Below are 21,728 nucleotides of genomic sequence, written 5' to 3' on the forward strand. Positions count from 1 at the left end.
ATAATTAAAATTTTTTTGAAAACTTTCTTGACGACCCCCTGAAAAACCAGTTTAATGCGCCCCGTTGCCCAGATAGCTCAGTCGGTAGAGCAGGGGATTGAAAATCCCCGTGTCGGCGGTTCGATTCCGTCTCTGGGCACCAAATACCGAAAACCCTGAATCGCAAGATTCAGGGTTTTTTTATGCCCGCGATTTGATCAGGCATCGAGCAAGCGTCTCTCTTGGGCTAGTTTTCAGTATTCCAGTGGAAGACAAGATTGCGAGCGGCACCACTTCCTACATCCGCCGTATCACGCCGCTCCTCACCATTGCGAGTCGCGACGACGGTGTACTTGCCAGGTGGCAGCTGAACATAAACCAACGGGCCGGCTTCGCTCAGCGTCAGCACGGGTTGCCCCGGGTCTTTCTGAATGACCAGATTTACATCCGGAACATATTTGCCCTCCGCCCCGATGGAGAAAGTCATGTGCAGGTTGTAGCCCTGCGCTTGTTCAATGGCTCGAGCCTCATCCTCTCCGATCCCCCCGGACAGGTAAGTAATCCCGTTTTGCTGTTGCTGCTGGACTTGCACGCCTGTGCTGTCGATCGGTTCAAGACTGGCTGCGTTAAGCACGACTGGAAACATCAGTACGCCGACAGCGGCGATGGGCAGCATGAATGAATGGACGTTCTTCATGATGGCGACTCCCGGGTTACGCAGAACCCAATCGTTACTCTTTTTAGATTTGTTACCGAATGTTCAAGTTTTAGATCGATTAGCACTTGGGCTCACTGCGAATCGGACTACGTGATGTGCTCCTCATGCATGGGCTGCCGTCGGCCCGGTCCTGCAAAGCAAATTCGCCTTTCCTTCCGATTTACCAGCAACGCCCGGCATCGCGGACTATCACTCTCTTGCCATCCTCTTCCGCTTGTTTCCTTAGCCGCGGAAAATGTCATGAGCTCCCTAAAACCCGGTAACACTCAAGATCCACAGATCACTTCACTGCTCGGCAATCTTGGCGAGTTGATCCGTGAAGCGCGTCAGAAGGTGCTGCGAGCGGTCGATACCGTTCAGGTGCAAACCTGTTGGCAGATCGGACGGCATATTGTGGAGTTCGAGCAGGAAGGTGCTCGACGGGCGGTGTATGGCAAGCAGTTGCTATCGACGCTGGCGAAAGTACTGACGGAGCAGTTTGGGAAAGGTTTCGACGCTTCCAACCTTCGCTACATGCGCCTGTTCTATCAAGCATTCCCAATTCGTGACGCACTGCGTCACGAATTGAGCTGGACCCACTACCGCAGACTGCTACGAGTCGACAACGACAACGCTCGCCACTGGTACATGAACGAATCTGCTCTGCAGAACTGGTCAAGTCGCGCCCTCGAGCGCCAGATCAATACCCTCTATTACGAACGCCTGCTGGCGAGCCGCGACCGGGCCGCCGTCAAACAGGAAGCCGCCACCAATATCCAGCAAATGAACGCCAGCCCTCGGGATTTCATCCGGGACCCAGTGCTACTGGAGTTTCTCGGCCTGCCCAATGCGGGTTTGATCCAGGAAAGCGAACTTGAACAAGCATTGATCAATCAACTCCAGGGCTTCCTGCTCGAACTGGGCAAAGGCTTCGCCTTCATCGCTCGCCAGCAACGCATCAGTACCGAGAGCAAAGACTTCTATATCGACCTGGTGTTCTACAACTACCTGCTCAAGTGCTTCGTCATCTTCGACCTCAAGCGCGGCGTACTGACCCACCAGGATGTCGGCCAGATGGACATGTACGTGCGCATGTACGACGACCTCAAGCGCGGACCGGAGGATAGCCCCACCGTCGGTCTCATTCTCTGCGCGCAAAAAGATGAATCGGTGGTGCGCTATTCAGTGCTGCAAGGCAACGAACAGCTGTTCGCCAGTACCTACAGACTGGTACTGCCGAGTGAGGAGGAACTTCGCAAAGAACTGGATCGGGAATGGGCGGTGCTTGAGGAGCGGTTACTCAAGCAGAGGCCCCGATAAGCACGGGTGGATTGTTCATAAACGGCGTGAAGACTATGGTGGTTGGCTCACCGCAAAGGTTCAACGCCGATGAATTTGCAGGACATGCCTTCACTGGCCCCGACGCAACTTGAATTGCCGTTACCCACCGGCACACCCGGTGAATCTTTCAACGAACCCGCCACCGACGGCTTCATCCTTGGCGGCTTCACCTGGCGGCATGCGAATCAAGACCCAACCCGTCCGGTGGTGATCATCAACGCCGCTACTTCAGTCCGTTGCCGACACTACTCGCGCTTCGCCGATTACCTGTTCGCCAACGGCTTCGACGTGATCACCTATGACTACCGCGGCATCGGCGAGTCGCGCCCCGTGTCGCTGAAAGGGTTTGAGGCCTCATGGTCTGATTGGGGCGCGCTGGATTTCGAGGCGATGCTGCAAAGGGCGCAACGCGAGTTTGCGCAACAACCCATCAATGTCGTCGGCCACAGCTTCGGTGGTTGTGCGGCCGGGCTGGGAACCTCCGGGCATATGATCCGACGCCTGGTGACGGTAGGTGCGCAGTTCGCTTACTGGCGCGACTATGCTCCCGCTCATCGCTGGCGAATGTTTGGCAAGTGGCATGTGGTGATGCCATTGATGACCATGCTGTACGGCTACTTTCCCGGCAAACGCCTCGGCTGGCTCGAAGACACCCCGGCCGGTGTAGTTCGCGACTGGAGCAAGCCCACCGCCCGATACGAGAAACGCCCCAGCGGTCGTGTCATCCACGCCAAAAACGGCCAGCTTCCCTTCGCCAACGTCACAGCCCAGACCCTGGCGATCAGCCTCAGCGACGATCCCTACGGTACGATTCCGGCGATCGAACGCTTGCTCGGCTACTTCACTGGCAGCACAAATACCCACCTGCGAATCGCCCCCGAAGATATCGGCGAAGAAGAAGTCGGACATTTCGCCTTTTTTCGCAGCGCATACCAAGCCACACTATGGCCCATTGCATTGTCCTGGCTGCAGACCGGCGAGCTGGCCCCCGATACACCCGGGCGGCGAGTGCCACGCAGTTGATGCATGCGCCCTCTCAACGAATTACGGAACGACGCCCATGGCCTCCGCCAACAAGCAGAACAAACGCGCCTCCCGCGCCAAAGCCAAGGCCAAGCAGAACCGCACCCAGCGGGCTGCCGCGCCGGTCGAGCTGGACCCGAACGACGATCGCATCGACTTCGAATCGGTGGACCTGACCGAACTGTTCAAAGAAATGATCGATGCGGCAAAGATCAGTCAACAGGCGATGTGCGCGGCCTTTCTTGAACACCCACTGCTCGCGCTGGTGCTGGAACAGGAAGGCGAAGAAACCGCGACAGACTTCATCATCGCTGCGCTGATCGAGTATCGCCAATGGTCCACCGAAGCTGACGAAGCCAGCGCCTTGGCGTGGATCGAATCCCCGGCCTTCCAGGCTGACTACGTGGCAGCGTCCGAAGTCATCGCGGCCCAAACCCAACAGAAACCAAACTGAGTTCCCATGGCATCCCTGAACAAGCAACAGAAACGCGCCAAGCGCGCAAAGGCCAAAGCCAAGCAAATCAATATTCACGGCAGAAAACCCGCCGAACTGGATGATGACCTGGGCGAACTCGGCGAGCCGATCCCGGAATACACCTTGGCGATGTTCAGCAAAATGCGTGACGTCGAGGCCACCAGCCGCAACGACATGCTGCTGACCCTACTGTCGAACCTCGCCGAAATCATCAGCGACCATCCAGAACTGCTGGACATGGAAAACGCCGACAACGAAGCCATGGCCGCCACGCACCTGGCCGCCGACATGCTGATCGACTACCGCATGTGGGCCGATGGCATGGACCGCGACGCCGCCCAGGCCTGGCTGACCGATCCGCAATTCATCACTGACTTTGGCGATGCGCTGGACAGTTATCGTCAGTCGCTGGACTTGCCGGTGGAAAAGGCTGAGTAAGGCCACTCTGGAAGTAAAAACGGCTGCTTGTCATCTCTGACAGCAGCCGTTTTTTGTAACCATTGAAACTGTCGTGACTACCACAACCTTTCATCAGTCATCGCGTATATCCCATTGACATATCCCAACAAAATTCTATCCTTCTGACTTCAAGCGTTAGCAAAGCGCAGGAGGCCTGCCATGGAACAAACCACCCTTTTTATGAGCAATCGAAGCCAGGCCGTCCGCCTGCCCAAAGCTGTCGCAATGCCCAGTGATGTGAAGCGTGTCGATGTTATCGCTATCGGCAGGACTCGCCTCATCACCCCGGCAGGAGAAGCCTGGGATAGCTGGTTCGACGGCGAAGGCGTGAGCGCAGACTTTATGGCTGACCGTGAGCAACCAACCGATCAGGAGCGTGAGTCGTTTTAATGATCAAATTCATGCTCGATACCAACATCTGCATCTTCACCATCAAGAACAAGCCACAGGTTGTACGCGAAGCCTTCAATCGTCATCACGGCCAGCTATGCATAAGCGCTGTCACCTTGATGGAGTTGATTTACGGTGCAGAAAAATCTGCCGCACCGGAAAAAAACCTCGCTGTCATCGAGGGCTTTGTTGCCCGTCTTGAGATCTTGCCTTTTGACTATGAAGCAGCAGCACACACCGGAATGATTCGCTCGGAATTGGCTAAAGCAGGGACACCAATAGGCCCTTATGACCACATGATTGCCGGCCACGCACGCTCACGAGGGTTCACCATCGTGACGAATAATCTACGGGAATTTGAGCGTGTATCCGGTTTACGAGTTGAAGACTGGGTGCACCCCGCTTGAATCGAGCACAACAGACAAAACAAAAACGGCCGCTTGTCATCACTGACAGCGGCCGTTTTGCGTTACGCGGTACGAATCAGCTCAGCACCACCGCGCCCACTTTCTGCAGCTTGCGACGACGAGCCACGAACAACCCGGCAGCCACCACCGACACACTCAGCAAACCAGTCGCGAGGATCTCCACGCGATGGGCGTCCTGGAACAGCATGATGGTCAGGGCCGCAACGATGAATATGATCACCGCGTAGGTCAGGCCCGGGAACAGCCACATGCTGAAGGCGATTTTTTCACCGCGAGCCATACGCTGTTTACGCATGCGCAGTTGTGAAAACGCGATCACCAGGTACACCAGCAGCGCGATAGCGCCGGAGCTTGCCAGCAGGAATTCGAACACGGCGGCCGGGGCCACGTAGTTGGCGAACACTGTAAGGAACGCTGCACCGGTGGACAACATGACGGCCCAGTACGGCGTGCCGCTCTTGTTGGTGCGCTGGGAAACGGCCGGCGCATCGCCGCGTTTGCCCAACGAGAACATCATGCGCGAAGCAGTGTAGAGCGCCGAGTTCAGGCAGCTGGTTACCGCAACCAGAACCACAATATCGACGATCAGCTTGGCATTCGGGATACCCATGCGTTCCAGCACGGTCTGGTAGGAACCGACGCTGGCCAGAATCGGGTCGTTCCATGGCACCAAGGCCACAACGATGAAGATCGACACGAGATAGAACAAACCAATCCGCCAGATGACCGAGTTGGTGGCCTTGGAAATTTGCTGGCCAGGGTTCTTCGATTCCGCGGCCGCGATGGTCACGATCTCGGTACCCATGAAGGAAAACATGGTGGTCAGAATGGCCCCCAGCACCGCGCCCATGCCGTTTGGCAGGAAGCCTTGAGTGTCAAACAGGTGCGACACGCCGCTGACCTGGCTGGTAGGCAGGAAGCCGAAGATCGCCAGAATGCCAAGACCGATAAAGCCGATGATCGCTACGACTTTGACCAGGGCGAACCAGAACTCGAACTCTCCGTAGTTCTTCACACTGAACAGGTTGGTCACCGTCAGCAGCAAGGTGATGACCAGCGTGAACGCCCAGATTGCCACGTCAGGGAACCAGGCATGCAGGATGGTCGCGGCGGCGTTGGCCTCCAACGGAATGACAAGCACCCAGAACCACCAGTAGAGCCAGCCGATGGTGAAACCGGCCCAGTGACCGATTGCGCGGTCGGCGTATGTGGAGAAGGAGCCAGTGTCCGGCGAGGCGACGGCCATTTCGCCAAGCATGCGCATCACCAGCACCACCAGCATACCGGCGGCGGCATAGGCCAGCAGTACGGCTGGACCGGCAGCTGCGATGGCATGACCGGAGCCGACAAACAGCCCGGCACCGATCACCCCGGCGATCGACAGCATGGTCACATGACGCGGTTTGAGCCCCTGTTCGAGGCCATTGGAGGAGCTTTGGCTACTACTCATTAAGACTACCTTTGCAAGTAAAGCGATGACATCGGCCCGGTCTGACATTCCTTCTCGTAAAAAGAATCCAACAGGGCGTTTCTTATTCTGCACGCAATAATTGCGCCAAAATATTTCATACGCCCGCGACACGGGGCCTTCACGCGAATCGAGCAGTCATCGCAAGTCATTGAGATTAATGGCATTTCGCCAGAGCGTTACCCTGCCACCCACTTCAAGGAACGAATCAGCGCACCAGAAACACATCAAAAAATTCGGGCACGCACAATAAAAGTTCAGATCAGGAACGTTTGTCCGGTTAGCGCTTCCAACACCCCGCCAAAGCTGGCAACATCGCGCCTTTTTTTACGCGATAGCCACGCCCAAGCGTGTTCAAACGGCTGTTCGGTTGTTGATGGGGCGACAGTCTGCTGTGCCGATGCGACAACCTGCCACATGCCACCCGTTTACCGTCCGTAGCGCTGTTGGCTGCCATTCGAACGCTATGCTAGCTTGGCCGCCTCGCCAGGAAGGCCACCAACAGCAGGAGCGCAAAACACTATGAGGAACGCACATGGCTGAGGCCACGCCCGCGCTTGAAATCCGCAACTTGCACAAACGCTACGGACAGCTTGAGGTGCTCAAAGGCATCTCGCTGACCGCCCGCGACGGCGACGTGATCTCGATCCTGGGTTCCTCCGGTTCCGGCAAGTCCACGTTCCTGCGTTGCATCAACCTGCTGGAAAACCCGCACCAGGGCCAGATCCTGGTAGCCGGTGAAGAACTCAAGCTCAAAGCCGCCAAGAACGGCGAACTTGTTGCTGCCGACGGCAAGCAGATCAATCGCCTGCGCAGCGAGATTGGTTTTGTATTTCAAAACTTTAATCTCTGGCCGCACATGAGCGTGCTCGACAACATCATCGAAGCCCCGCGCCGCGTGCTCGGCCAAAGCAAAGCCGAGGCTATCGACGTCGCCGAAGCCTTGCTGGCCAAGGTCGGCATCGCTGACAAGCGTCACGCCTACCCGGCGCAACTCTCCGGCGGCCAGCAGCAACGCGCGGCCATCGCCCGCACCCTGGCGATGCAGCCCAAGGTCATTCTGTTTGACGAACCCACCTCCGCCCTTGACCCGGAAATGGTCCAGGAAGTACTTAATGTCATCCGCGCATTGGCCGAAGAAGGCCGCACCATGCTGCTCGTGACCCATGAAATGGGCTTTGCCCGTCAGGTTTCCAGCGAAGTGGTGTTCCTCCACCAAGGCTTGGTAGAAGAACAAGGATCGCCGCAGCAGGTGTTCGAAAACCCGCTTTCGGCACGCTGCAAACAATTCATGTCCAGCAACCGCTAACGGAGCTACCCGCATGCAGAACTACAAAAGAATCTTTCTGGCCGCTGCTGTCACCCTGGCCTTCAGCGCCGGTGCCGCCGCCGAGACCTTGAAGATGGGCATCGAAGCGGCCTACCCGCCGTTCAACAACAAAGATGCCAGTGGCAATGTCGTCGGCTTCGATAAAGACATCGGCGATGCCCTGTGCGCCAAGATGAAAGTCGAGTGCACCGTGGTTACCTCCGACTGGGACGGCATCATCCCGGCCCTGAACGCCAAGAAGTTCGACTTCCTGATCTCCTCGATGTCGATCACCGACGAGCGCAAGCAAGCGGTGGACTTCACCGAACCGTACTACTCCAACAAACTGCAGTTCATCGCGCCGAAAAACGTCGACTTCAAAACCGACAAGGCTTCGTTGCAAAGCAAGGTGATTGGCGCCCAACGCGCGACTCTGGCCGGCACCTGGCTGGAAGACAACATGCCCGGCGTTGAAGTCAAACTCTACGACACCCAGGAAAACGCTTACCTGGACCTGACCTCGGGTCGGCTGGACGGCATCCTTGCGGACAAGTACGTCAACTACGAGTGGCTGAAAAGCGACGCCGGCCGTTCGTATGAATTCAAGGGTGACCCAGTGGAAGAAAGTGACAAGATTGGTATCGCCGTGCGTAAAGACGACACCCTGCGCGCGAGGCTGAACCTTGCCCTGAAAGAAATCGTCGAAGACGGCACTTACAAGAAGATCAACGACAAGTACTTCCCGTTCAGCATCTATTGATTCTGAGCTGCATGACCGGCGCCGTTCTCTGACGGTGCCGGTCCTTCGCAATGCCTGCCGCGATTTGAAAAGAAATCCATGATTATCGACCTCTACGGATTCGGCCCGGCGCTCGCCGCTGGTGCGCTGATGACTGTGAAGCTGGCACTCTCGGCCTTGTGCCTGGGGCTGGTGCTCGGTCTGCTCGGCGCCTTGGCCAAGACTTCCCCGTACAAGCCGCTGCAATGGCTTGGCGGCACTTATTCGACGCTGGTTCGCGGTATCCCGGAATTGCTTTGGGTGCTGTTGATCTACTTCGGCACGGTCAACCTGATGCGTGCCCTGGGCGAGTTCTTCGGCAACCCCGACCTCGAACTCAACGCCTTCGCCGCCGGCGTGATTGCGCTGGGGCTGTGCTTTGGCGCCTACGCCACGGAAGTGTTTCGCGGTGCGATTCTGGCGATCCCAAAGGGTCACCGTGAAGCCGGCGTGGCCCTGGGCCTGTCGAAATTCCGCATCTTTACCCGGCTGATCATGCCGCAGATGTGGCGCATCGCACTTCCCGGCCTGGGCAACCTGTTCATGATCCTGATGAAAGACACCGCACTGGTCTCCGTCATCGGCCTGGAAGAAATCATGCGTCACACACAAATCGGCGTGACCATATCCAAGCAACCGTTCACCTTCTATATGGTGGCCGCCTTCATGTATCTGGGCCTGACAATTCTGGCCATGACCGGCATGCACTTTATGGAACGACGCGCCGCTCGCGGCTTCGCGAGGAGCACCCAATGAACTGGGAAGTCATCATCAAGTGGCTGCCGAAACTGGCTCAGGGCGCGACACTGACTCTGGAACTGGTGGCTATCGCCGTGATTGCCGGGTTGCTGCTGGCGATTCCGCTGGGCATCGCTCGCTCGTCGCGACTCTGGTACGTGCGGGCATTCCCCTACGGCTACATCTTCTTTTTCCGTGGTACGCCGTTGCTGGTTCAGCTGTTTCTGGTCTATTACGGCTTGGCGCAGTTCGACGCGGTGCGTAACAGTTCGATGTGGCCCTATCTGCGCAGTCCATTCTGGTGCGCTACCGCGACCATGACCCTACACACCGCGGCCTATATCGCCGAGATCCTGCGTGGCGCGATCCAGGCGATTCCGCCGGGCGAGATTGAAGCGGCGCGGGCGCTGGGCATGTCCCGGGCCAAAGCGCTGTTCTACATTATGCTACCGCGTGCTGCGCGCATCGGCCTGCCGGCCTACAGCAACGAAGTGATCCTGATGCTCAAAGCCAGCGCCCTGGCCAGCACCGTGACCTTGCTGGAACTGACCGGCATGGCCCGCACCATCATTGCCCGCACCTACCTGCCGGTGGAGATCTTCTTCGCAGCAGGCATGTTCTATCTGCTGATGGCTTACGTGCTGGTTCGTGGCTTCAAGCTGCTGGAGCGCTGGTTGCGCGTCGATGCCTGCCAAGGGCGTTGATTCCTGCGCGCTGACGGGCGAGGCCCTGCTCGCCCGTTTCACCGCGCTGGATGCTTTTCTGATCGAGCATCAGGCGCTGTGGAAACCTCGACCGTTTACCCATTTGCAACTGCCTTGGGAAGCGTCCTACCCGGAGTTGGCGTTTTGGCTACGCGGGCGGTCGCTGGAGGATGCGGAAAGCAGTCATAACCAACCTTGTTTGCTTGATGCGCCGGAGCCGTTTGCTTCATTGGCGGCGATGTCTGCTGAACTGAGCACGGTGGATGAATTGCCGAGTCGTGCGCTTGAAGCAGCGGGTCATCGCTTGAATGTGGATGTGCCTGGACGCAAGTGGCAGCAGATCGAAGCGTTCACCAGTTGTTTGCAGTTTGCTCATGCACCGACGCATTGGCTGGACTGGTGTTCCGGCAAGGGCCATTTAGGGCGACGCCTGCTGCAAACCGGGCAACAACTGACCTGCCTGGAATACGACCCAACGCTGGTTGCCAGCGGTCAGGCACTCAGCCAACGTCATCAATTGCATGCGCTGCATATCGAGCAGGATGTACTCGCGCCTGGCGCAGCCCCTTTATTGAGCGCCGATCACACGCCGGTCGCGCTGCACGCTTGCGGTGATCTGCACGTGCGACTGATCCAGCTCGCCAGCGCCGCCGGTTGCAAACAACTGGCCATCGCACCCTGCTGCTACAACCGGATCAGTCTGAACACCTATCAGCCGCTTTCCTCTGCGGCTGAGCGCTCCGACCTACACCTTTCCCTCGATGATCTTGCGCTGCCGATGAGCGAAACCGTCACCGCCGGCGCTCGCGTCCGACGCCAGCGCGACACCTCCATGGCCCGGCGCCTGGCGTTCGACCTGCTGCAACGACAACTGCGCGGCGTCGACGAATACCTGCCGACCCCTTCTCTGCCCAGCGCCTGGCTGGACAAACCTTTCGCCGATTACTGCCGCGATCTGGCCGCGCTCAAAGACTTATCCACAGTCGGTGCGCCAGATTGGACTAGACTGGAAGCCGCCGGTTGGCAGCGATTGGCTGAAGTCCGCAATCTGGAGCTGCTGCGAGGCCTTTTCCGACGGCCGCTGGAACTGTGGCTGGTACTTGATCGGGCACTTTTCCTCATTCAGCAGGGTTACACCGTTCGTCTCGGCACCTTCTGTGAAACGCCACTCACGCCGCGCAATTTCCTACTCCTTGCAGAACGTCCTTAAACAGCCACAGCCTGTGGATAACTCTGTTGATGGAATTATCGTGGATCCAATATCCACGCTGTTTTACGCCTAAAACACTGCTGGTCATTTTTTGTTCACACAAATAAAAAACCCGCAAAACAGGCATTTGCGGACAAATGAGAACGAGTCTACAAAATCGTAATGAACAGGTAGTCGCCCCTGGTCCATTGTGCATAAGCATTTCATCAAAACGACATAACCGCCGAATACCGGACACCCATAGCGGGAAATTGCGCCTTGCAACGGCATTGTTATACACGCATACAAGGGCACCTCGAAAACCACCTCGCCACTGCCCCGCAACGCGCCGAACAAGCTGAAGCACAACTGCGAGCCATGCAAAACAGCCGAGCCTGGTGCCCCCTCAGAAACTCAAAAAAGTGCTGGTTCGCGCCAGATCAAACGCCTGCATAAAAATAGTCTGAATTCAGGGGTTTACAGAACCAACCCAATCGCTATAATCGTCGCCCTAACACGCCGGTATAGCTCAGTTGGTAGAGCAACTGACTTGTAATCAGTAGGTCCCGGGTTCGACTCCTGGTGCCGGCACCATACAAAACGAAGCCCTCGCAGAAATGCGAGGGCTTTGTTGTTTCTGGGGTTTGGAAACTCCCCCGGAAGCTGCCAAATTGCTGCGATAAGACCAACAAAGCCTTATCTCCATCGACAGCCCAAACATTGCCCGCGCGCCTCTACCCGTTACAATTTCACGTCAGCGCAACGTTGACGGGCTCTTACACCTACCTATAATGCACCCCAACACACCCGCCAAGCCTAGGTTGACCCAGTCAGCAAGCTCAAATCGTGCGGGTTTTTTTTGCCTGGAGAAAACTACATGAGGCCCTTCGACAAACCGGCCCTCAGCGTAGAACAGCAATTGGAACTGCTAAAGCAACGAGGCCTGCACGTCGCCAACGACGATCGGGCCATGCGCTTTCTCGAAGTGGTCACGCTGTTTCGCCTGAGCCCCTACATGCGCCCCTTCCAGGAGGCGGGTCCCGAACACACCTTCAAGCCCGGTAGTACACTGAAGGTTGTCGTCGATATCTACCGCTTCGATGGTTCGTTGCGACGCATAACCATGGATGCAATCGAACGTGTCGAAGTTGCCATACGAGCGGCTATCAGCAATCACATGTGCCCTAAGTATGGGCCTGACTGGATAGCTGACGTTTCAGTCTTCTCCTCGTCATACTCGCATTCTGATCTACTGCGCCCCCTGCAAAATCAGCTGGACAAGGAACGAAAAAAACTTGGACGTGAGATTGATCGCATAAAAAAGAGCCGTCAGGCTGATGGAGTCCAGCAACAACGGATTGAAAATCGCATGCGCGATAACTATTTCCGATTCTATGGGTCGACTTATGCCCATCCTGAGTTGCCGCCCGCTTGGGCTGTTCTGGAAGAGCTCAGCCTTGGAACGGTATCCACCCTCTTCAATGCCATAGGCAAAAGCGCCGACAAGAAAGCGATCGCTAGCAGATTAAATCTGCCCTTTGAAGTATTGGCCTCCTGGCTCCACACCCTGACCTTCATCCGAAACTGTTGCGCCCACCACTCACGACTATGGAACCGAGAGCTCTCGATTCGACCATCCTTACCCAAAGAATGGGTCATCCCAAATGCACCTACCGACCGGCCTCAACCCAAGCAGCGGCTATACATCGTATTGACGATGCTGGCCTATCTAACCGACTTGATCAGTCCAGACAGCCATTGGAAGTTTCGCTTGGCCGAAATCATGGATCAGCAGGAACTGGGCTATTTGAGACTCATGGGATTTCCAAATGATTGGAAACGCCAGCAGCAATGGTGTCTGGAGTAAGTACGCCAGAAACAGACTGCGATTAATTTATCTCCTGCTTGATCACTCAAGCCAGAAATCGTGGTCTGTTCCCATCGAACCCGTTCGTGCATCGCAAGCACTACGCACTTAGCTGCTTTATCCAGTCAAGGCTCGCAACGGTAGAACCGGAAGGACGGTATTCACAGCCGATCCATCCTGTGTAGCCGCGCTGCTCCAGCGCCGCGAACAAGGCAGCAAAGTCGATGCTCCCCGTTCCCGGTTCGTGACGGCCCGGGCAGTCGGCAATTTGCACATGGACTGTTCTGTCATAAAAACGGGCCAGAACATCTGCTGCATCTGCGGTCAGAAGCTGGGCATGATAAAGATCGAGAATCAGCCCAACACTCGGGAAGGTCTCCAGCACCTGTTGCGCCTTGCTGAAGTCAGACATGTAATAGCCCGGCATCGCTTGCGAACTGATCACTTCGATGAGCGGCCGCAGCCCCTGATCTTCGAAATACTTGACTGCATATTCCAGGTTGCCCTCGAAGATAAGCGCTGCCTCATCCTGCGTCGTAACGCCAGACATGATGTGGACATCCGAACACCCCAGCGCCTTTGCATAGCTGGCGGCCTGGAGCAACCCGTTGCGAAACTCTTCTTCCTTGCCCTGCAAGGCAGCGATGCCTTTGGTAACGCCAGCCGGTGCAGCGAACTGAATCAGCGGCAGACTGTATTGAGCCAGGTGGTCGGCCAGAAGACTTGCGTCGAATTCATAGGGTGACGGGAACTCCACCGCCCGAAAACCAGCTGCTGCGGCAGCTTCGATGCGTTGTAGAAAAGGCAACTCATTGAATTGGAAACCGAGATGAGCATTGAACTTGAGCATTGGCAAACATCCATGTAGTGATTTATGACTTTTATATACATTGTAACTGCTTCATGAACCCCACATTCAAAGCGCCTATCTGATCCCGAATGGTGTGTTCCCGATTCCATCGGGAGCCATCGACTCCTGGTGCCGCACCATACAAAACAAAGCCCTCGCAGAAATGCGAGGGCTTTGTTGTTTCTGGGGTTTGGAAAATCTGGTCTTAGTGACCCGCACTCTGCCCACCATCGACATGCAAAATCTCGCCGGTGACAAAGTTTGCGCTGTCCAGATACACCACAGCCTGAGCAATATCGCTGATCTCCCCCATGTGCCCAACCGGGTGCAAATTCCCCAGGGCTTCGTGGGTTTCCTCACCATGCATCGGCGTCTTGATGATGCCCGGGGAAACCGCATTCACCCGAATCCCGCGTTTGGCGTACTCAATGGCCAAGGATTTGGTCGCCGCATTCAAGCCACCCTTGGTCAACGAAGCCAATACCGACGGCACACCGTCAATCGCATGGTCCACCAGGCTAGTGGTGATGTTGACGACGTGGCCGCGGCCCTGTTTTTCCATCTCGGTGATCGCGAGTTGGGTGATGTAGAAGAAACCATTCAGGTTCACCGACAGCACCGCTGCGTAGTCTTCGTGGGTGTAGGCGGTGAACGGCTTGGCGACGAAGATCCCGGCGTTGTTGACCAGGGTGTCGATGCGGCCAAAACGTTCAATCGTTTCACGGATGACTCGCTGGGCGATCGCCGGGTCGCCGATGTCGCCGGCAACGGTGTAGATGTCCGGGTCGGTGGATGGCTGGATTGAACGCGAAGTGGCGACTACTTGGTAATCGAGATCACGGAAGGCCTTGACCATGCCTGCGCCGAGACCTTGGGAGGCGCCAGTGATAACGATGACTTTTTTAGAATTGCTCATGATGAACCTCTACTAATAAATGATGGTTTGAAAAGTGATCAATCAGGCTTCGGCAGGGGATTTCGCCATTTTCCTCAGCATCTGTTCGTAGTACTCGACCGATTGCGAACCGGAAACCAGGTGACGACCGTTAAGCACCATGGCCGGTACCGAATTGATGCCGCGCTCGTGGTAAAACGCTTGAAGTTCACGCACCTCTTTGGCGAATGCTCCGGAGGCCAACACCTCGCCTGCACGCTCCGCATCCAGCCCCGCTTCAGCAGCCAAACGCACCAGCGTCTGGTGATCGCTCGGGTTCTGGCCGTCGGCGAAGTAAGCGCGTAGCAACGCTCGCTTGAGTGCGATCTGCCGCCCTTCCTGCGACGCCCAGAACAACAAACGGTGAGCATCAAAGGTGTTGTAGAAATGGCTGCGCTTCTCCAGATCGAACTTGAACCCGATGGCCTCACCGCGAGCGATCTGCATCGCTTTGCCGGCGGTGACTTCATCGGCGGTGCGCCGGTACTTGCGCATCAAATGCTCGACCGCGTTCTTGCCTTCCGCTGGCATGTCCGGGTTTAACTCAAAGGGCTTGAAGGTCAGCTCGACGGAGACTTCACCGGCGACGTTCTCGATCGCTTGCTCCAGCGCAGTGGCGCCCAAGGCGCACCAGGGGCACACCACATCGGAGACGAAATCGATGGTGACGGACGCGGTCATGACTGCCCTTGCGCCTCAGCCAGTTGCTTGCGGTACTGGGTAGTGGTGATCCCGGCATAGCCCCAGTTATCGGTGTCGACCTCTTCGATCACGATGTGGGTCAGGTCCGGGCGTTTGTTGAGGACGCGCTCCAGGGTTTCAGTGATTTCAGCGATCACCTGAGCTTTCTGCTCTGGGGTAACGCCATCGCGGGTGATGCGTACGCTTACGAAAGGCATGGGGAAATCTCCAGTGGTCTTCTCATCGGAATGATGAGGAGGCGTTGGAGAGGAATGTATGAGGTTGGGTCAGGGGGATAAAGGTGGGGGCGGGAACTTCATTAGTTACTTGGTGTAATGACTACATCGATATCGATTGGAGACGCCAACGGAAAATATGGCCTAACCGTAAGGCTCGCCAGCGGTCAAAACGGGCTTCAATCCATGCTGATAAACCTCATCGTATTTTCGAAGAAAAATGCACCGCAGCAAGTGGCCGCTAATTTTGCCGGTGATCGACAAACACAAAAAACGTTTGCATCAAAAATGATCAATCGGCTAATCTCCATTTATCGTAAATTTTAGATACCGCCTAAAAATGGGATAAATGCTCATGGCACTTCAATTCTTTGATAGCCCGTTCCATGTCACGCATGACGAGGAAGTCGCCAGCAAAATGGCGTTGAAAATGGAGCTATCGATATTCATCACTGATTGCATCAAAAAACTGGGCCTCAAACAGAGTGAGGCTGCATCCAGGTTAAATGTGACCCAATCACGCGTTTCCGAGCTAACCACTGGCAAGATCGAGAAATTTACGATCGATGCAATGATGGACATGCTGGATAGACTCGGATTTCGCACTACTTTTACGTTGCCGTCCAACGATGCCGGGGCCTTACCTCAGATCGTCATTTCACAATCTCACGCCTGCTAGACGTTGTAACCCATCTTTCGAAGCTCCCTTTTCAGTTCCTTCAACCGGTCTTGCGCAACAGCCATTGCGTGACGATCGGTTCCATTCGTCGTCTTCACGAATGAATGAAGGACGAAAATGGTGTCCGCATACTTCGCAATGTAGATGCATCGGTATGCCGGGCTGCCATTGATAATCAACTCAACAGCCCCCGCACCTACTGAACTCAGTTGCTTTATTGCCAGCTCTGGATCACCGCTGTACTGCACACGCATCAGATCTTTCCCGAACTCATCCTGTACCCACTCCGGCAAATCCTTGTACTCACGTGTTGCCGCCTCACTTACAAATGCAAATCTCTTCAAATGATGGATTCCTACCTGGAACAGTGGATGCCCTCCGAACATCTCAGTAGACGATTTAAAGGGTGCTGTTTAGTAGTCATCGCAGGCTATTTCCGCAGTAGGACTTAGCCACTTTTGATGTAGTCCATTTAGATACGTGCGCAGTTTTTCCATTTATGCGACGCGTATTCGTCCAGCGACACAGAAGACCCCGAACGCATCGGGGCTTTTTGCGCTTCGTTGGGCTTCACATCTCGCTGACTTCAAACACAAACGAGATCTTCCGACTGCTCGCACTCCAAACATACCGAATGTGCTTCCCTTGCTTCGGAATGGACACAGCGGGCGGTCGAAACGCCGCTACACATTCATGGCCCGGCAAACGAACGCTGTTGTAAAGCAATCCCCAGGACAGGGTTTCGCGCAATTGGCGGGCGAAGGCCTGGGCTGGGCCGTACGCGGTTGGGTCCGGGTCATGAAGGTGAGGATAGTTTTGCCGGATGTCATGCAGCGGTTTGACGACCCGGTTGACGTAGGTGCGCATGGTCAACTCGAGGTCCGGTTCGTTGGTCGCGGCGAGGAAGCGTTCCTGGTGATAGCTCGTCTCGGCGATGGCAGCGGCCTGGCTGCTGGCGGCGTAGTAGACGCCGAAGGTGCCGTCGGTGAAGCGGCTGGTTTTGCCGATGTGGGTGAACGCGGCCATGACGGGCGTGGAGCCGGGGCCGGAGATGCGGTCTTCGGGGCGCACGCGGGAGAGCACGCCGGCTTCTTCCATCAGCCGATCGTTGGTCAGGGCTTCCAGCGCGTAGGCGGTGGTCAGGTCTTCGGGGTCGAGCACGTCTTCGAACAATGAGATCGGCGGGAAGCAGCTGTTGACGATCCGATAGGCCCGCGGCCACTGCGGGTCGGCCAGCTCCGGCGCCATCAACCGCGCACTCCGTCGAGGTAGCGGCGCACGTCAGCGATGTCGACTACGCGGCCGGCCAGCATGTAGGACAGCGCCGACTGGCCATTGAACGGCGCGGCGGTGTTGGGGCTGCTGACCCAGGTGTAGGCTCGCTCGCGGCTGTTGCTGAAGATAATGCTCAACGCTTTGTGGATACCCATCAAATACGAGATGCGTTCCAGGGTGTCGTGGGGCAGGCGCACGTTGGGCGGCAGGTGTTTGTACTTGTAGAAAGTGGTGTTGCCGACTTTACCCAAAAGGGTGCGTTGTTGCTCGGCGGTGCAGCCCCAGCGTTCCATTAGATTGAAGAAAAATTTGAGCGCGACTCGACCGGCTTCGGGAGTCTCGAGTTGTTGCTGTGGGCTGAGGACGATGGTTGAGGCGGGCATGGTGGAGGCCTCCTTGGATATGCGATGTGTTGATTTCAGGTTAGTACATATGCGAACAAATATAAAATTTTAATTCGCAAACGTATTAATCTCGAAAAGAGACTTCTCGCAGATTTTCCGCCCCCTGAAGACGCCGACACACGGTCCCAATACACCCGTTGACACCCGCCTATTACGGGCAGACAATTTAATCGAGAGCGCGAAACCGACTGCCATCAGGTGGCGATAGTCGATGTAGGAGCCCCGTTGATGACCTGAAAATCAGCGCTCGGGTAAACCTCTCCTCCCCTGCTTGAGGGAGCACAATATCAAGCACCTATTCATGAAAGCAGCCTGATCAGGCTGCTTTTTTTTGCGTTGGAAAAAGGTTTCGCTGATATCCAGAAAATGTCCACACATCCCCATTCAGGCCAATTTTTGACCCCGATCACCTACCCCCCACCAAAAAACCCGATCCTGTGTAAGCCTCCAACCATCGGACGCAGAATCATTTCGCTACTAAACTCGGGACAAGCATGCTCAGGTGCAGGATCATAGCCAGCACGCGACCGACGCCCACCGGGGCGATCAGGTACACAACAATAGCCAGCCCACTTTAGAGGGCATTACCCAAATGGATAGCAGAACCTTACGTAACCTCATGCGCATTGTGCAGACCGGCTCATTGTCGGCGGCGGCAGAGCATTCCTGTTTGACCGTGCAGGCATTGGCCGCGCAGTTGAACAAGGTCGAAGAGCAGTTCGGTTTTCGGTTGTTTCGTCGCTCCAACAAGGGGCTGACTCTGACAACGCAGGGCACGGAGCTCACGCCCTACATGGACAAAGTGTTGGTCGCTACGCGGCAACTGGAAGAGAAAGTCGCCGCGCTCAAGGTGCCTGGGCAGCGCACGCTCAAGGTTGCGCTTAATACCACGCTCTCGGCCGACTTCAACCGGCGCATGATCGGACGCCTTATTGAGGTGTTTCCTGATTATCAGCTGGAATTCAGCTACGCCGAGTCGATGGAAAACCTCAGCAAGCTGAAGAATGAGGACTTCGACCTGGCCGTGCTGATCGGGCCGCAGCAGCCGGGGTTACCCAGTATTGCCCTGCCCCATGTACAGGTGCAGGTGGTCGGTGCCCATTGCGGTCAGGAAAACGATCCGCTGATGCTGCTCAGCAATAAGTTTCAGGTTCGGCCTGCCGACGATTGTCCGTATTCCCACAGCTTCTTGCGTTTTCTCGACGCCGGCCTTGGTAATTACGAGTCAGGCAAGCGGATGATCTATTCCTGCAGCGAGACCCTGACCCTGTCGTTAATCACGCAAATGGACGGCCTCGGCATGGTTTCCCGTGAGGCGGCCCTGCGTAACGGCCTGACCATTTTCCCGGGTTTCGAAGATTCTCTCGAAGTACGGCTGGCGGTCAATAACCCCGAGTTGTCGGGCCAGGCCCTGAACGACGTGGTCGCTCTGTCGCTACATGAACGATCCGAGCGCAATGTACGCAGCCGTCCCAACCGCCACACTGAGAAAGAGGTTTTTGCTGAAATACGCACATAACAACGTCGGAATCGCTGCATAGAATTCCGGGCGATCGAGCTGCACCTGTTGATCCTTGATCAACAGCGGCGTAAGGCTGATTGCAGCGACGATCGCCACCGGCAGGTATTCCAGCGCCCGGGCGACCAGGGGTGGCCAATGGTCAGTGCTCACCTGCAGCGGCAACGCGCGCGGCAGGAACGTCACGACCATCATCAGCACGACGACCAGGATCAGGAACGTTTGGTCAGGCATACACCCACCCCGCAGCCCACAAATGTGGCGATGAACACGTTGAAGGGTGAGCTGCCGATCAGGCTCAGGACACCCATGCAGGCGACCGCGGCCAATGCGGCGATCAGTTTGTTGCGAGTGTTGCACAGCGATACCAGCACGTAGAGCATCATCGCGGTCAGCGCATAGTCGAGCTGATATTTGATCAGGTGCGCCGCGTACTGCGCGCAGATCGCGCCCAGCAAACCGCCCAGCACCCACGACGTGTGGCAATACAGATTGAAGCCGATCAGGTAACGCACATTGACCGGCGTGCCCTTGCCCAGCTTGACGCTGTGGAAGGCAAACGATTCATCGGTCAGCCCGCCGGCATAACACCAGCGCTCGAGACGACTGAGCCCCATCGCCTGCAAGGCCTTGGCCATGTAGACCGACATCAGCATGTGCCGTGCATTGATCAAAAACGTGGTGAGGATGATGGTGGTCAGCGACGCGCCGCTGGAGATCAGCGCCAGGGCGGCGAACTGCGAGGCACCGGCGTAGACGAACAGGCACATCGCAACCGGCAGCCATACGGGCAATCCGGCATTGACGGCCATCAACCCGAACACAAACGACACTGTGAAGTAGCCCGCAATCACCGGGCTGGCTTCAGCGAACGTGCGCGAGGGCTGGGGCTCGACCATCAGCGGCTGGCTGCTGGACGTCTCATTCATAGGTCCCTCTCAAAGGTAGTTTCGCCGCATGGCTCGCAAAAGCCCTGGGCACTCCAAAAACGTTTGCCGGCAAGGTTAGCATCGTCAACGAACAGGAACATCCGCAGCACACCGACCCGTTTCATGTCTGCCGACGCCGCTTCAACCAGACGTTGACCAACACCCTGGCTGCGATAAACCGGGCTCACCGCCAGGTGATTGATGGTGCCACGGCTGCCGAGCATGCCGCCCAATACCGCGCCGACCACTTCGCCACAGACATCGAGCGCGAGGAACGCGGTGGTGGTTTTCTGCACCAACACACCGCGCAGGCATTTGGCGTCCTGCCATTCACAGAACGACACTTCTTCGAATTGCCGAAAGAAGCGCTCCAGGCGCTGGGCATCCTTGGCCGTCGCGCGCTGCAGCATCACCGGTGCAGGGCACTCGGCGATGTGCATGGGGTCTAGCTGTTCAGCGAACAATGTCGAAAGCGGTCCCGGGCCGCGAGAAGGAAATGGCAAGAATCTGCCGATAGGCCATTTCGTGAGCGTGGGTGTTGCGTGCCGGTGTCACGTAGTGACGCATATCGCGATCGAGGAAGTAGGTGGTGTCGAGGATTTCCAGATAGGTCGTCGCCGCCAGTTGTTCCTCTTGGGCCGAATACAAACGACTCTCCGCCCCATCCACGTTGTTGCGGCCCCAGAAATGCACACCGCTGAACGGATAACCGTCGCAGTGAATACCTTCAGGGGTAATTTCCAGTTGCTTGCCTGGCTTGATTTCGATGCGGATCTGATGGATCTGGCATTGCCAGATTTCGTCGTGCAACTCTGGCGGCAATACGTTTTTGTACACCTCGAAATCCGCATCGATGAGGCTACGCATCACCGGCGAATTGATGACTTCATTGGAGAAGTCCTGGAAGTGCCGCTCCAGTCCGCCGACGTAGCTATTGTTGGCCTTCGATTGCACGTAGGCGCGGTGTTCCAGCTGCGTCAAGTCACGGGTGACCGGGTTGTATTCAAAGTCGCTGTAACGACGGAAACGCATGCCCGCATCGGCCTGGCCGTAATAACTGTCCGGCTCCATGCTTTCCCAACTTTTGGTCAATCTGACGAAGTCGGAAAAATGACCGAAGAGATTGAAGTCGGCTCCCTGGACGTTGACATATTTGTCGCGCCGTAGCGATTCGCCAACTTCTCTGTTCAAAACGATCATTACTAGGTCTCCACTGCATTTAGCGGCTTAATCTAGTAGGTGCGGGATTTGCAGCCCATGAGAAAGAATTTCAGGCATATCAAGCGTTGATTGAAACGCGGTATGAAGTTGCTTCAATTCGACTTTTTACGATCGAAAACAGCCATTTTTCGTATTTTCTTACGGTCATGAGGCGA

27 protein-coding genes and 2 tRNA genes are annotated in these 21,728 nt (G+C 56.3%); 16 read left to right on the forward strand and 13 right to left on the reverse strand.

The features are described 5' to 3' along the window. Nucleotides 1-66: 66 nt before the first annotated feature. Nucleotides 67-142: transfer RNA gene (locus F6R97_RS12840), tRNA-Phe, on the forward strand. An 84-nt stretch (nucleotides 143-226) separates the two neighbouring features. Here the strand turns inward: F6R97_RS12840 and F6R97_RS12845 are convergent. Beyond that, complete coding sequence (locus tag F6R97_RS12845) at nucleotides 227-676, reverse strand: hypothetical protein (protein ID WP_038978546.1); 450 nt, start codon at nucleotides 674-676, stop codon at nucleotides 227-229. 261 nt (nucleotides 677-937) lie between these two features. On the opposite strand from F6R97_RS12845, the gene F6R97_RS12850 reads away from it, so the two are divergent. The 6 genes from F6R97_RS12850 (at nucleotide 938) to vapC (ending at nucleotide 4,771) form a co-directional block, all read left to right on the forward strand. Beyond that, nucleotides 938-1,996 carry a YhcG family protein gene (locus F6R97_RS12850; protein WP_038978545.1) on the forward strand — a complete coding sequence of 353 codons (1,059 nt, stop codon included), beginning with the start codon at nucleotides 938-940 and terminating at the stop codon, nucleotides 1,994-1,996. Nucleotides 1,997-2,065: 69 nt separating this feature from the next. Beyond that, complete coding sequence (locus F6R97_RS12855) at nucleotides 2,066-3,040, forward strand: alpha/beta fold hydrolase (RefSeq protein ID WP_315866635.1); 975 nt, start codon at nucleotides 2,066-2,068, stop codon at nucleotides 3,038-3,040. 37 nt (nucleotides 3,041-3,077) lie between these two features. Then, entirely contained in the window at nucleotides 3,078-3,494 is a 417-nt protein-coding gene (locus F6R97_RS12860; protein WP_038978543.1) for a hypothetical protein, read from the forward strand. Nucleotides 3,495-3,500: 6 nt separating this feature from the next. Further along, a complete protein-coding gene (locus F6R97_RS12865) occupies nucleotides 3,501-3,953 on the forward strand; it encodes a hypothetical protein (RefSeq protein ID WP_048396045.1) in 453 nt (150 codons plus the stop codon). Between the two features lie 180 nt (nucleotides 3,954-4,133). Continuing rightward, nucleotides 4,134-4,364, forward strand: a complete 231-nt coding sequence (gene vapB / locus F6R97_RS12870) for a type II toxin-antitoxin system VapB family antitoxin (protein WP_038978541.1) — start codon at nucleotides 4,134-4,136, stop codon at nucleotides 4,362-4,364. Next, nucleotides 4,364-4,771 (forward strand): type II toxin-antitoxin system tRNA(fMet)-specific endonuclease VapC, encoded by a 408-nt coding sequence (gene vapC, locus F6R97_RS12875; RefSeq protein WP_030129300.1) that lies wholly within the window; start codon nucleotides 4,364-4,366, stop codon nucleotides 4,769-4,771. The genes vapB and vapC overlap by 1 nt, the downstream gene beginning before the upstream one ends. A 76-nt stretch (nucleotides 4,772-4,847) precedes the next feature. On the opposite strand, the gene gabP is transcribed toward vapC, so the two are convergent. Then, complete coding sequence (gene gabP, locus F6R97_RS12880) at nucleotides 4,848-6,242, reverse strand: GABA permease (protein ID WP_048396044.1); 1,395 nt, start codon at nucleotides 6,240-6,242, stop codon at nucleotides 4,848-4,850. Nucleotides 6,243-6,795: 553 nt separating this feature from the next. Here gabP and F6R97_RS12885 point away from each other — a divergent pair. The 7 genes from F6R97_RS12885 to F6R97_RS12915 all read left to right on the forward strand — a co-directional run bounded on the left by F6R97_RS12885 (nucleotide 6,796) and on the right by F6R97_RS12915 (nucleotide 12,845). Continuing rightward, on the forward strand, nucleotides 6,796-7,569 hold the full coding sequence (locus F6R97_RS12885) for an ABC transporter ATP-binding protein (RefSeq protein ID WP_315866636.1): 774 nt from the start codon (nucleotides 6,796-6,798) through the stop codon (nucleotides 7,567-7,569). A gap of 13 nt (nucleotides 7,570-7,582) precedes the next feature. Then, the gene (locus F6R97_RS12890) at nucleotides 7,583-8,329 is read left to right on the forward strand and encodes an ABC transporter substrate-binding protein (protein ID WP_038978539.1); all 747 of its coding nucleotides are present in this window, start codon (nucleotides 7,583-7,585) and stop codon (nucleotides 8,327-8,329) included. A 78-nt stretch (nucleotides 8,330-8,407) separates the two neighbouring features. Continuing rightward, the gene (locus F6R97_RS12895; protein WP_008068748.1) at nucleotides 8,408-9,103 is read left to right on the forward strand and encodes an ABC transporter permease; all 696 of its coding nucleotides are present in this window, start codon (nucleotides 8,408-8,410) and stop codon (nucleotides 9,101-9,103) included. Continuing rightward, nucleotides 9,100-9,789: an ABC transporter permease gene (locus tag F6R97_RS12900; RefSeq protein WP_123498398.1), complete on the forward strand. Its 690-nt coding sequence runs from the start codon at nucleotides 9,100-9,102 to the stop codon at nucleotides 9,787-9,789. The genes F6R97_RS12895 and F6R97_RS12900 overlap by 4 nt, the downstream gene beginning before the upstream one ends. Beyond that, nucleotides 9,770-10,999 carry a methyltransferase gene (locus F6R97_RS12905; RefSeq protein ID WP_315866637.1) on the forward strand — a complete coding sequence of 410 codons (1,230 nt, stop codon included), beginning with the start codon at nucleotides 9,770-9,772 and terminating at the stop codon, nucleotides 10,997-10,999. Before F6R97_RS12900 ends, F6R97_RS12905 begins: the two co-directional genes overlap by 20 nt. A gap of 497 nt (nucleotides 11,000-11,496) precedes the next feature. After that, nucleotides 11,497-11,572 (forward strand) — tRNA-Thr (locus F6R97_RS12910). 283 nt (nucleotides 11,573-11,855) lie between these two features. Further along, the gene (locus tag F6R97_RS12915; protein ID WP_315866638.1) at nucleotides 11,856-12,845 is read left to right on the forward strand and encodes an Abi family protein; all 990 of its coding nucleotides are present in this window, start codon (nucleotides 11,856-11,858) and stop codon (nucleotides 12,843-12,845) included. A 100-nt stretch (nucleotides 12,846-12,945) separates the two neighbouring features. Here F6R97_RS12915 and F6R97_RS12920 read toward each other — a convergent pair whose 3' ends face one another. From F6R97_RS12920 to F6R97_RS12935, 4 genes are all read right to left on the reverse strand, one after another. Continuing rightward, on the reverse strand, nucleotides 12,946-13,695 hold the full coding sequence (locus tag F6R97_RS12920; protein WP_315866639.1) for a hydroxypyruvate isomerase family protein: 750 nt from the start codon (nucleotides 13,693-13,695) through the stop codon (nucleotides 12,946-12,948). A gap of 205 nt (nucleotides 13,696-13,900) precedes the next feature. Further along, complete coding sequence (locus F6R97_RS12925; RefSeq protein WP_038978533.1) at nucleotides 13,901-14,611, reverse strand: SDR family NAD(P)-dependent oxidoreductase; 711 nt, start codon at nucleotides 14,609-14,611, stop codon at nucleotides 13,901-13,903. Between the two features lie 42 nt (nucleotides 14,612-14,653). Continuing rightward, entirely contained in the window at nucleotides 14,654-15,310 is a 657-nt protein-coding gene (locus F6R97_RS12930; protein ID WP_315866640.1) for a DsbA family oxidoreductase, read from the reverse strand. Next, the gene (locus tag F6R97_RS12935) at nucleotides 15,307-15,528 is read right to left on the reverse strand and encodes a tautomerase family protein (protein WP_048396040.1); all 222 of its coding nucleotides are present in this window, start codon (nucleotides 15,526-15,528) and stop codon (nucleotides 15,307-15,309) included. Before F6R97_RS12935 ends, F6R97_RS12930 begins: the two co-directional genes overlap by 4 nt. 373 nt (nucleotides 15,529-15,901) lie before the next feature. Between F6R97_RS12935 and F6R97_RS12940 the strand changes: the two genes are divergently transcribed. Then, nucleotides 15,902-16,225, forward strand: a complete 324-nt coding sequence (locus F6R97_RS12940) for a helix-turn-helix domain-containing protein (RefSeq protein WP_038978530.1) — start codon at nucleotides 15,902-15,904, stop codon at nucleotides 16,223-16,225. Here F6R97_RS12940 and F6R97_RS12945 read toward each other — a convergent pair. From F6R97_RS12945 to F6R97_RS12955, 3 genes are all read right to left on the reverse strand, one after another. After that, on the reverse strand, nucleotides 16,222-16,569 hold the full coding sequence (locus F6R97_RS12945) for a type II toxin-antitoxin system RelE/ParE family toxin (RefSeq protein ID WP_038980193.1): 348 nt from the start codon (nucleotides 16,567-16,569) through the stop codon (nucleotides 16,222-16,224). The two genes, F6R97_RS12940 and F6R97_RS12945, sit on opposite strands and share 4 nt — an antisense overlap. A 226-nt stretch (nucleotides 16,570-16,795) precedes the next feature. Further along, nucleotides 16,796-17,473, reverse strand: a complete 678-nt coding sequence (locus F6R97_RS12950) for an RES family NAD+ phosphorylase (RefSeq protein WP_048396039.1) — start codon at nucleotides 17,471-17,473, stop codon at nucleotides 16,796-16,798. Then, on the reverse strand, nucleotides 17,473-17,883 hold the full coding sequence (locus F6R97_RS12955; RefSeq protein WP_038978528.1) for an MbcA/ParS/Xre antitoxin family protein: 411 nt from the start codon (nucleotides 17,881-17,883) through the stop codon (nucleotides 17,473-17,475). Before F6R97_RS12955 ends, F6R97_RS12950 begins: the two co-directional genes overlap by 1 nt. A gap of 613 nt (nucleotides 17,884-18,496) precedes the next feature. Between F6R97_RS12955 and F6R97_RS12960 the strand changes: the two genes are divergently transcribed. Next, entirely contained in the window at nucleotides 18,497-19,423 is a 927-nt protein-coding gene (locus tag F6R97_RS12960; RefSeq protein WP_315866641.1) for a LysR family transcriptional regulator, read from the forward strand. Here the strand turns inward: F6R97_RS12960 and F6R97_RS12965 are convergent. The 4 genes from F6R97_RS12965 to F6R97_RS12980 are packed head-to-tail and all read right to left on the reverse strand — an operon-like array spanning nucleotide 19,340 to nucleotide 21,552. Further along, nucleotides 19,340-19,657 (reverse strand): AzlD domain-containing protein, encoded by a 318-nt coding sequence (locus tag F6R97_RS12965; RefSeq protein WP_048396038.1) that lies wholly within the window; start codon nucleotides 19,655-19,657, stop codon nucleotides 19,340-19,342. The two genes, F6R97_RS12960 and F6R97_RS12965, sit on opposite strands and share 84 nt — an antisense overlap. Continuing rightward, entirely contained in the window at nucleotides 19,636-20,352 is a 717-nt protein-coding gene (locus tag F6R97_RS12970) for an AzlC family ABC transporter permease (protein ID WP_008068738.1), read from the reverse strand. Before F6R97_RS12970 ends, F6R97_RS12965 begins: the two co-directional genes overlap by 22 nt. Continuing rightward, nucleotides 20,349-20,762 carry a GNAT family N-acetyltransferase gene (locus F6R97_RS12975; protein ID WP_173667532.1) on the reverse strand — a complete coding sequence of 138 codons (414 nt, stop codon included), beginning with the start codon at nucleotides 20,760-20,762 and terminating at the stop codon, nucleotides 20,349-20,351. Before F6R97_RS12975 ends, F6R97_RS12970 begins: the two co-directional genes overlap by 4 nt. Before the next feature lie 43 nt (nucleotides 20,763-20,805). Further along, complete coding sequence (locus F6R97_RS12980) at nucleotides 20,806-21,552, reverse strand: 2OG-Fe dioxygenase family protein (protein WP_008005252.1); 747 nt, start codon at nucleotides 21,550-21,552, stop codon at nucleotides 20,806-20,808. Between the last annotated feature and the right edge of the window lie 176 nt (nucleotides 21,553-21,728).

Source organism: Pseudomonas sp. JV414, assembly GCF_032424305.1.
Classification (GTDB): Bacteria; Pseudomonadota; Gammaproteobacteria; order Pseudomonadales; family Pseudomonadaceae; genus Aquipseudomonas; species Aquipseudomonas lini.

What these genes read in the sequence shown, in the direction of transcription:
- F6R97_RS12845 (WP_038978546.1), bottom strand. Translation starts at nt 676, where the DNA reads ATGAAGAACGTCCATTCATTCATGCTGCCCATCGCCGCTGTCGGCGTA.
- F6R97_RS12850 (WP_038978545.1), top strand. Translation starts at nt 938, where the DNA reads ATGAGCTCCCTAAAACCCGGTAACACTCAAGATCCACAGATCACTTCA.
- F6R97_RS12855 (WP_315866635.1), top strand. Translation starts at nt 2,066, where the DNA reads ATGAATTTGCAGGACATGCCTTCACTGGCCCCGACGCAACTTGAATTG.
- F6R97_RS12860 (WP_038978543.1), top strand. Translation starts at nt 3,078, where the DNA reads ATGGCCTCCGCCAACAAGCAGAACAAACGCGCCTCCCGCGCCAAAGCC.
- F6R97_RS12865 (WP_048396045.1), top strand. Translation starts at nt 3,501, where the DNA reads ATGGCATCCCTGAACAAGCAACAGAAACGCGCCAAGCGCGCAAAGGCC.
- vapB (WP_038978541.1), top strand. Translation starts at nt 4,134, where the DNA reads ATGGAACAAACCACCCTTTTTATGAGCAATCGAAGCCAGGCCGTCCGC.
- vapC (WP_030129300.1), top strand. Translation starts at nt 4,364, where the DNA reads ATGATCAAATTCATGCTCGATACCAACATCTGCATCTTCACCATCAAG.
- gabP (WP_048396044.1), bottom strand. Translation starts at nt 6,242, where the DNA reads ATGAGTAGTAGCCAAAGCTCCTCCAATGGCCTCGAACAGGGGCTCAAA.
- F6R97_RS12885 (WP_315866636.1), top strand. Translation starts at nt 6,796, where the DNA reads ATGGCTGAGGCCACGCCCGCGCTTGAAATCCGCAACTTGCACAAACGC.
- F6R97_RS12890 (WP_038978539.1), top strand. Translation starts at nt 7,583, where the DNA reads ATGCAGAACTACAAAAGAATCTTTCTGGCCGCTGCTGTCACCCTGGCC.
- F6R97_RS12895 (WP_008068748.1), top strand. Translation starts at nt 8,408, where the DNA reads ATGATTATCGACCTCTACGGATTCGGCCCGGCGCTCGCCGCTGGTGCG.
- F6R97_RS12900 (WP_123498398.1), top strand. Translation starts at nt 9,100, where the DNA reads ATGAACTGGGAAGTCATCATCAAGTGGCTGCCGAAACTGGCTCAGGGC.
- F6R97_RS12905 (WP_315866637.1), top strand. Translation starts at nt 9,770, where the DNA reads ATGCCTGCCAAGGGCGTTGATTCCTGCGCGCTGACGGGCGAGGCCCTG.
- F6R97_RS12915 (WP_315866638.1), top strand. Translation starts at nt 11,856, where the DNA reads ATGAGGCCCTTCGACAAACCGGCCCTCAGCGTAGAACAGCAATTGGAA.
- F6R97_RS12920 (WP_315866639.1), bottom strand. Translation starts at nt 13,695, where the DNA reads ATGCTCAAGTTCAATGCTCATCTCGGTTTCCAATTCAATGAGTTGCCT.
- F6R97_RS12925 (WP_038978533.1), bottom strand. Translation starts at nt 14,611, where the DNA reads ATGAGCAATTCTAAAAAAGTCATCGTTATCACTGGCGCCTCCCAAGGT.
- F6R97_RS12930 (WP_315866640.1), bottom strand. Translation starts at nt 15,310, where the DNA reads ATGACCGCGTCCGTCACCATCGATTTCGTCTCCGATGTGGTGTGCCCC.
- F6R97_RS12935 (WP_048396040.1), bottom strand. Translation starts at nt 15,528, where the DNA reads ATGCCTTTCGTAAGCGTACGCATCACCCGCGATGGCGTTACCCCAGAG.
- F6R97_RS12940 (WP_038978530.1), top strand. Translation starts at nt 15,902, where the DNA reads ATGGCACTTCAATTCTTTGATAGCCCGTTCCATGTCACGCATGACGAG.
- F6R97_RS12950 (WP_048396039.1), bottom strand. Translation starts at nt 17,473, where the DNA reads ATGGCGCCGGAGCTGGCCGACCCGCAGTGGCCGCGGGCCTATCGGATC.
- F6R97_RS12955 (WP_038978528.1), bottom strand. Translation starts at nt 17,883, where the DNA reads ATGCCCGCCTCAACCATCGTCCTCAGCCCACAGCAACAACTCGAGACT.
- F6R97_RS12960 (WP_315866641.1), top strand. Translation starts at nt 18,497, where the DNA reads ATGGATAGCAGAACCTTACGTAACCTCATGCGCATTGTGCAGACCGGC.
- F6R97_RS12965 (WP_048396038.1), bottom strand. Translation starts at nt 19,657, where the DNA reads ATGCCTGACCAAACGTTCCTGATCCTGGTCGTCGTGCTGATGATGGTC.
- F6R97_RS12970 (WP_008068738.1), bottom strand. Translation starts at nt 20,352, where the DNA reads ATGAATGAGACGTCCAGCAGCCAGCCGCTGATGGTCGAGCCCCAGCCC.
- F6R97_RS12975 (WP_173667532.1), bottom strand. Translation starts at nt 20,762, where the DNA reads ATGCTGCAGCGCGCGACGGCCAAGGATGCCCAGCGCCTGGAGCGCTTC.
- F6R97_RS12980 (WP_008005252.1), bottom strand. Translation starts at nt 21,552, where the DNA reads ATGATCGTTTTGAACAGAGAAGTTGGCGAATCGCTACGGCGCGACAAA.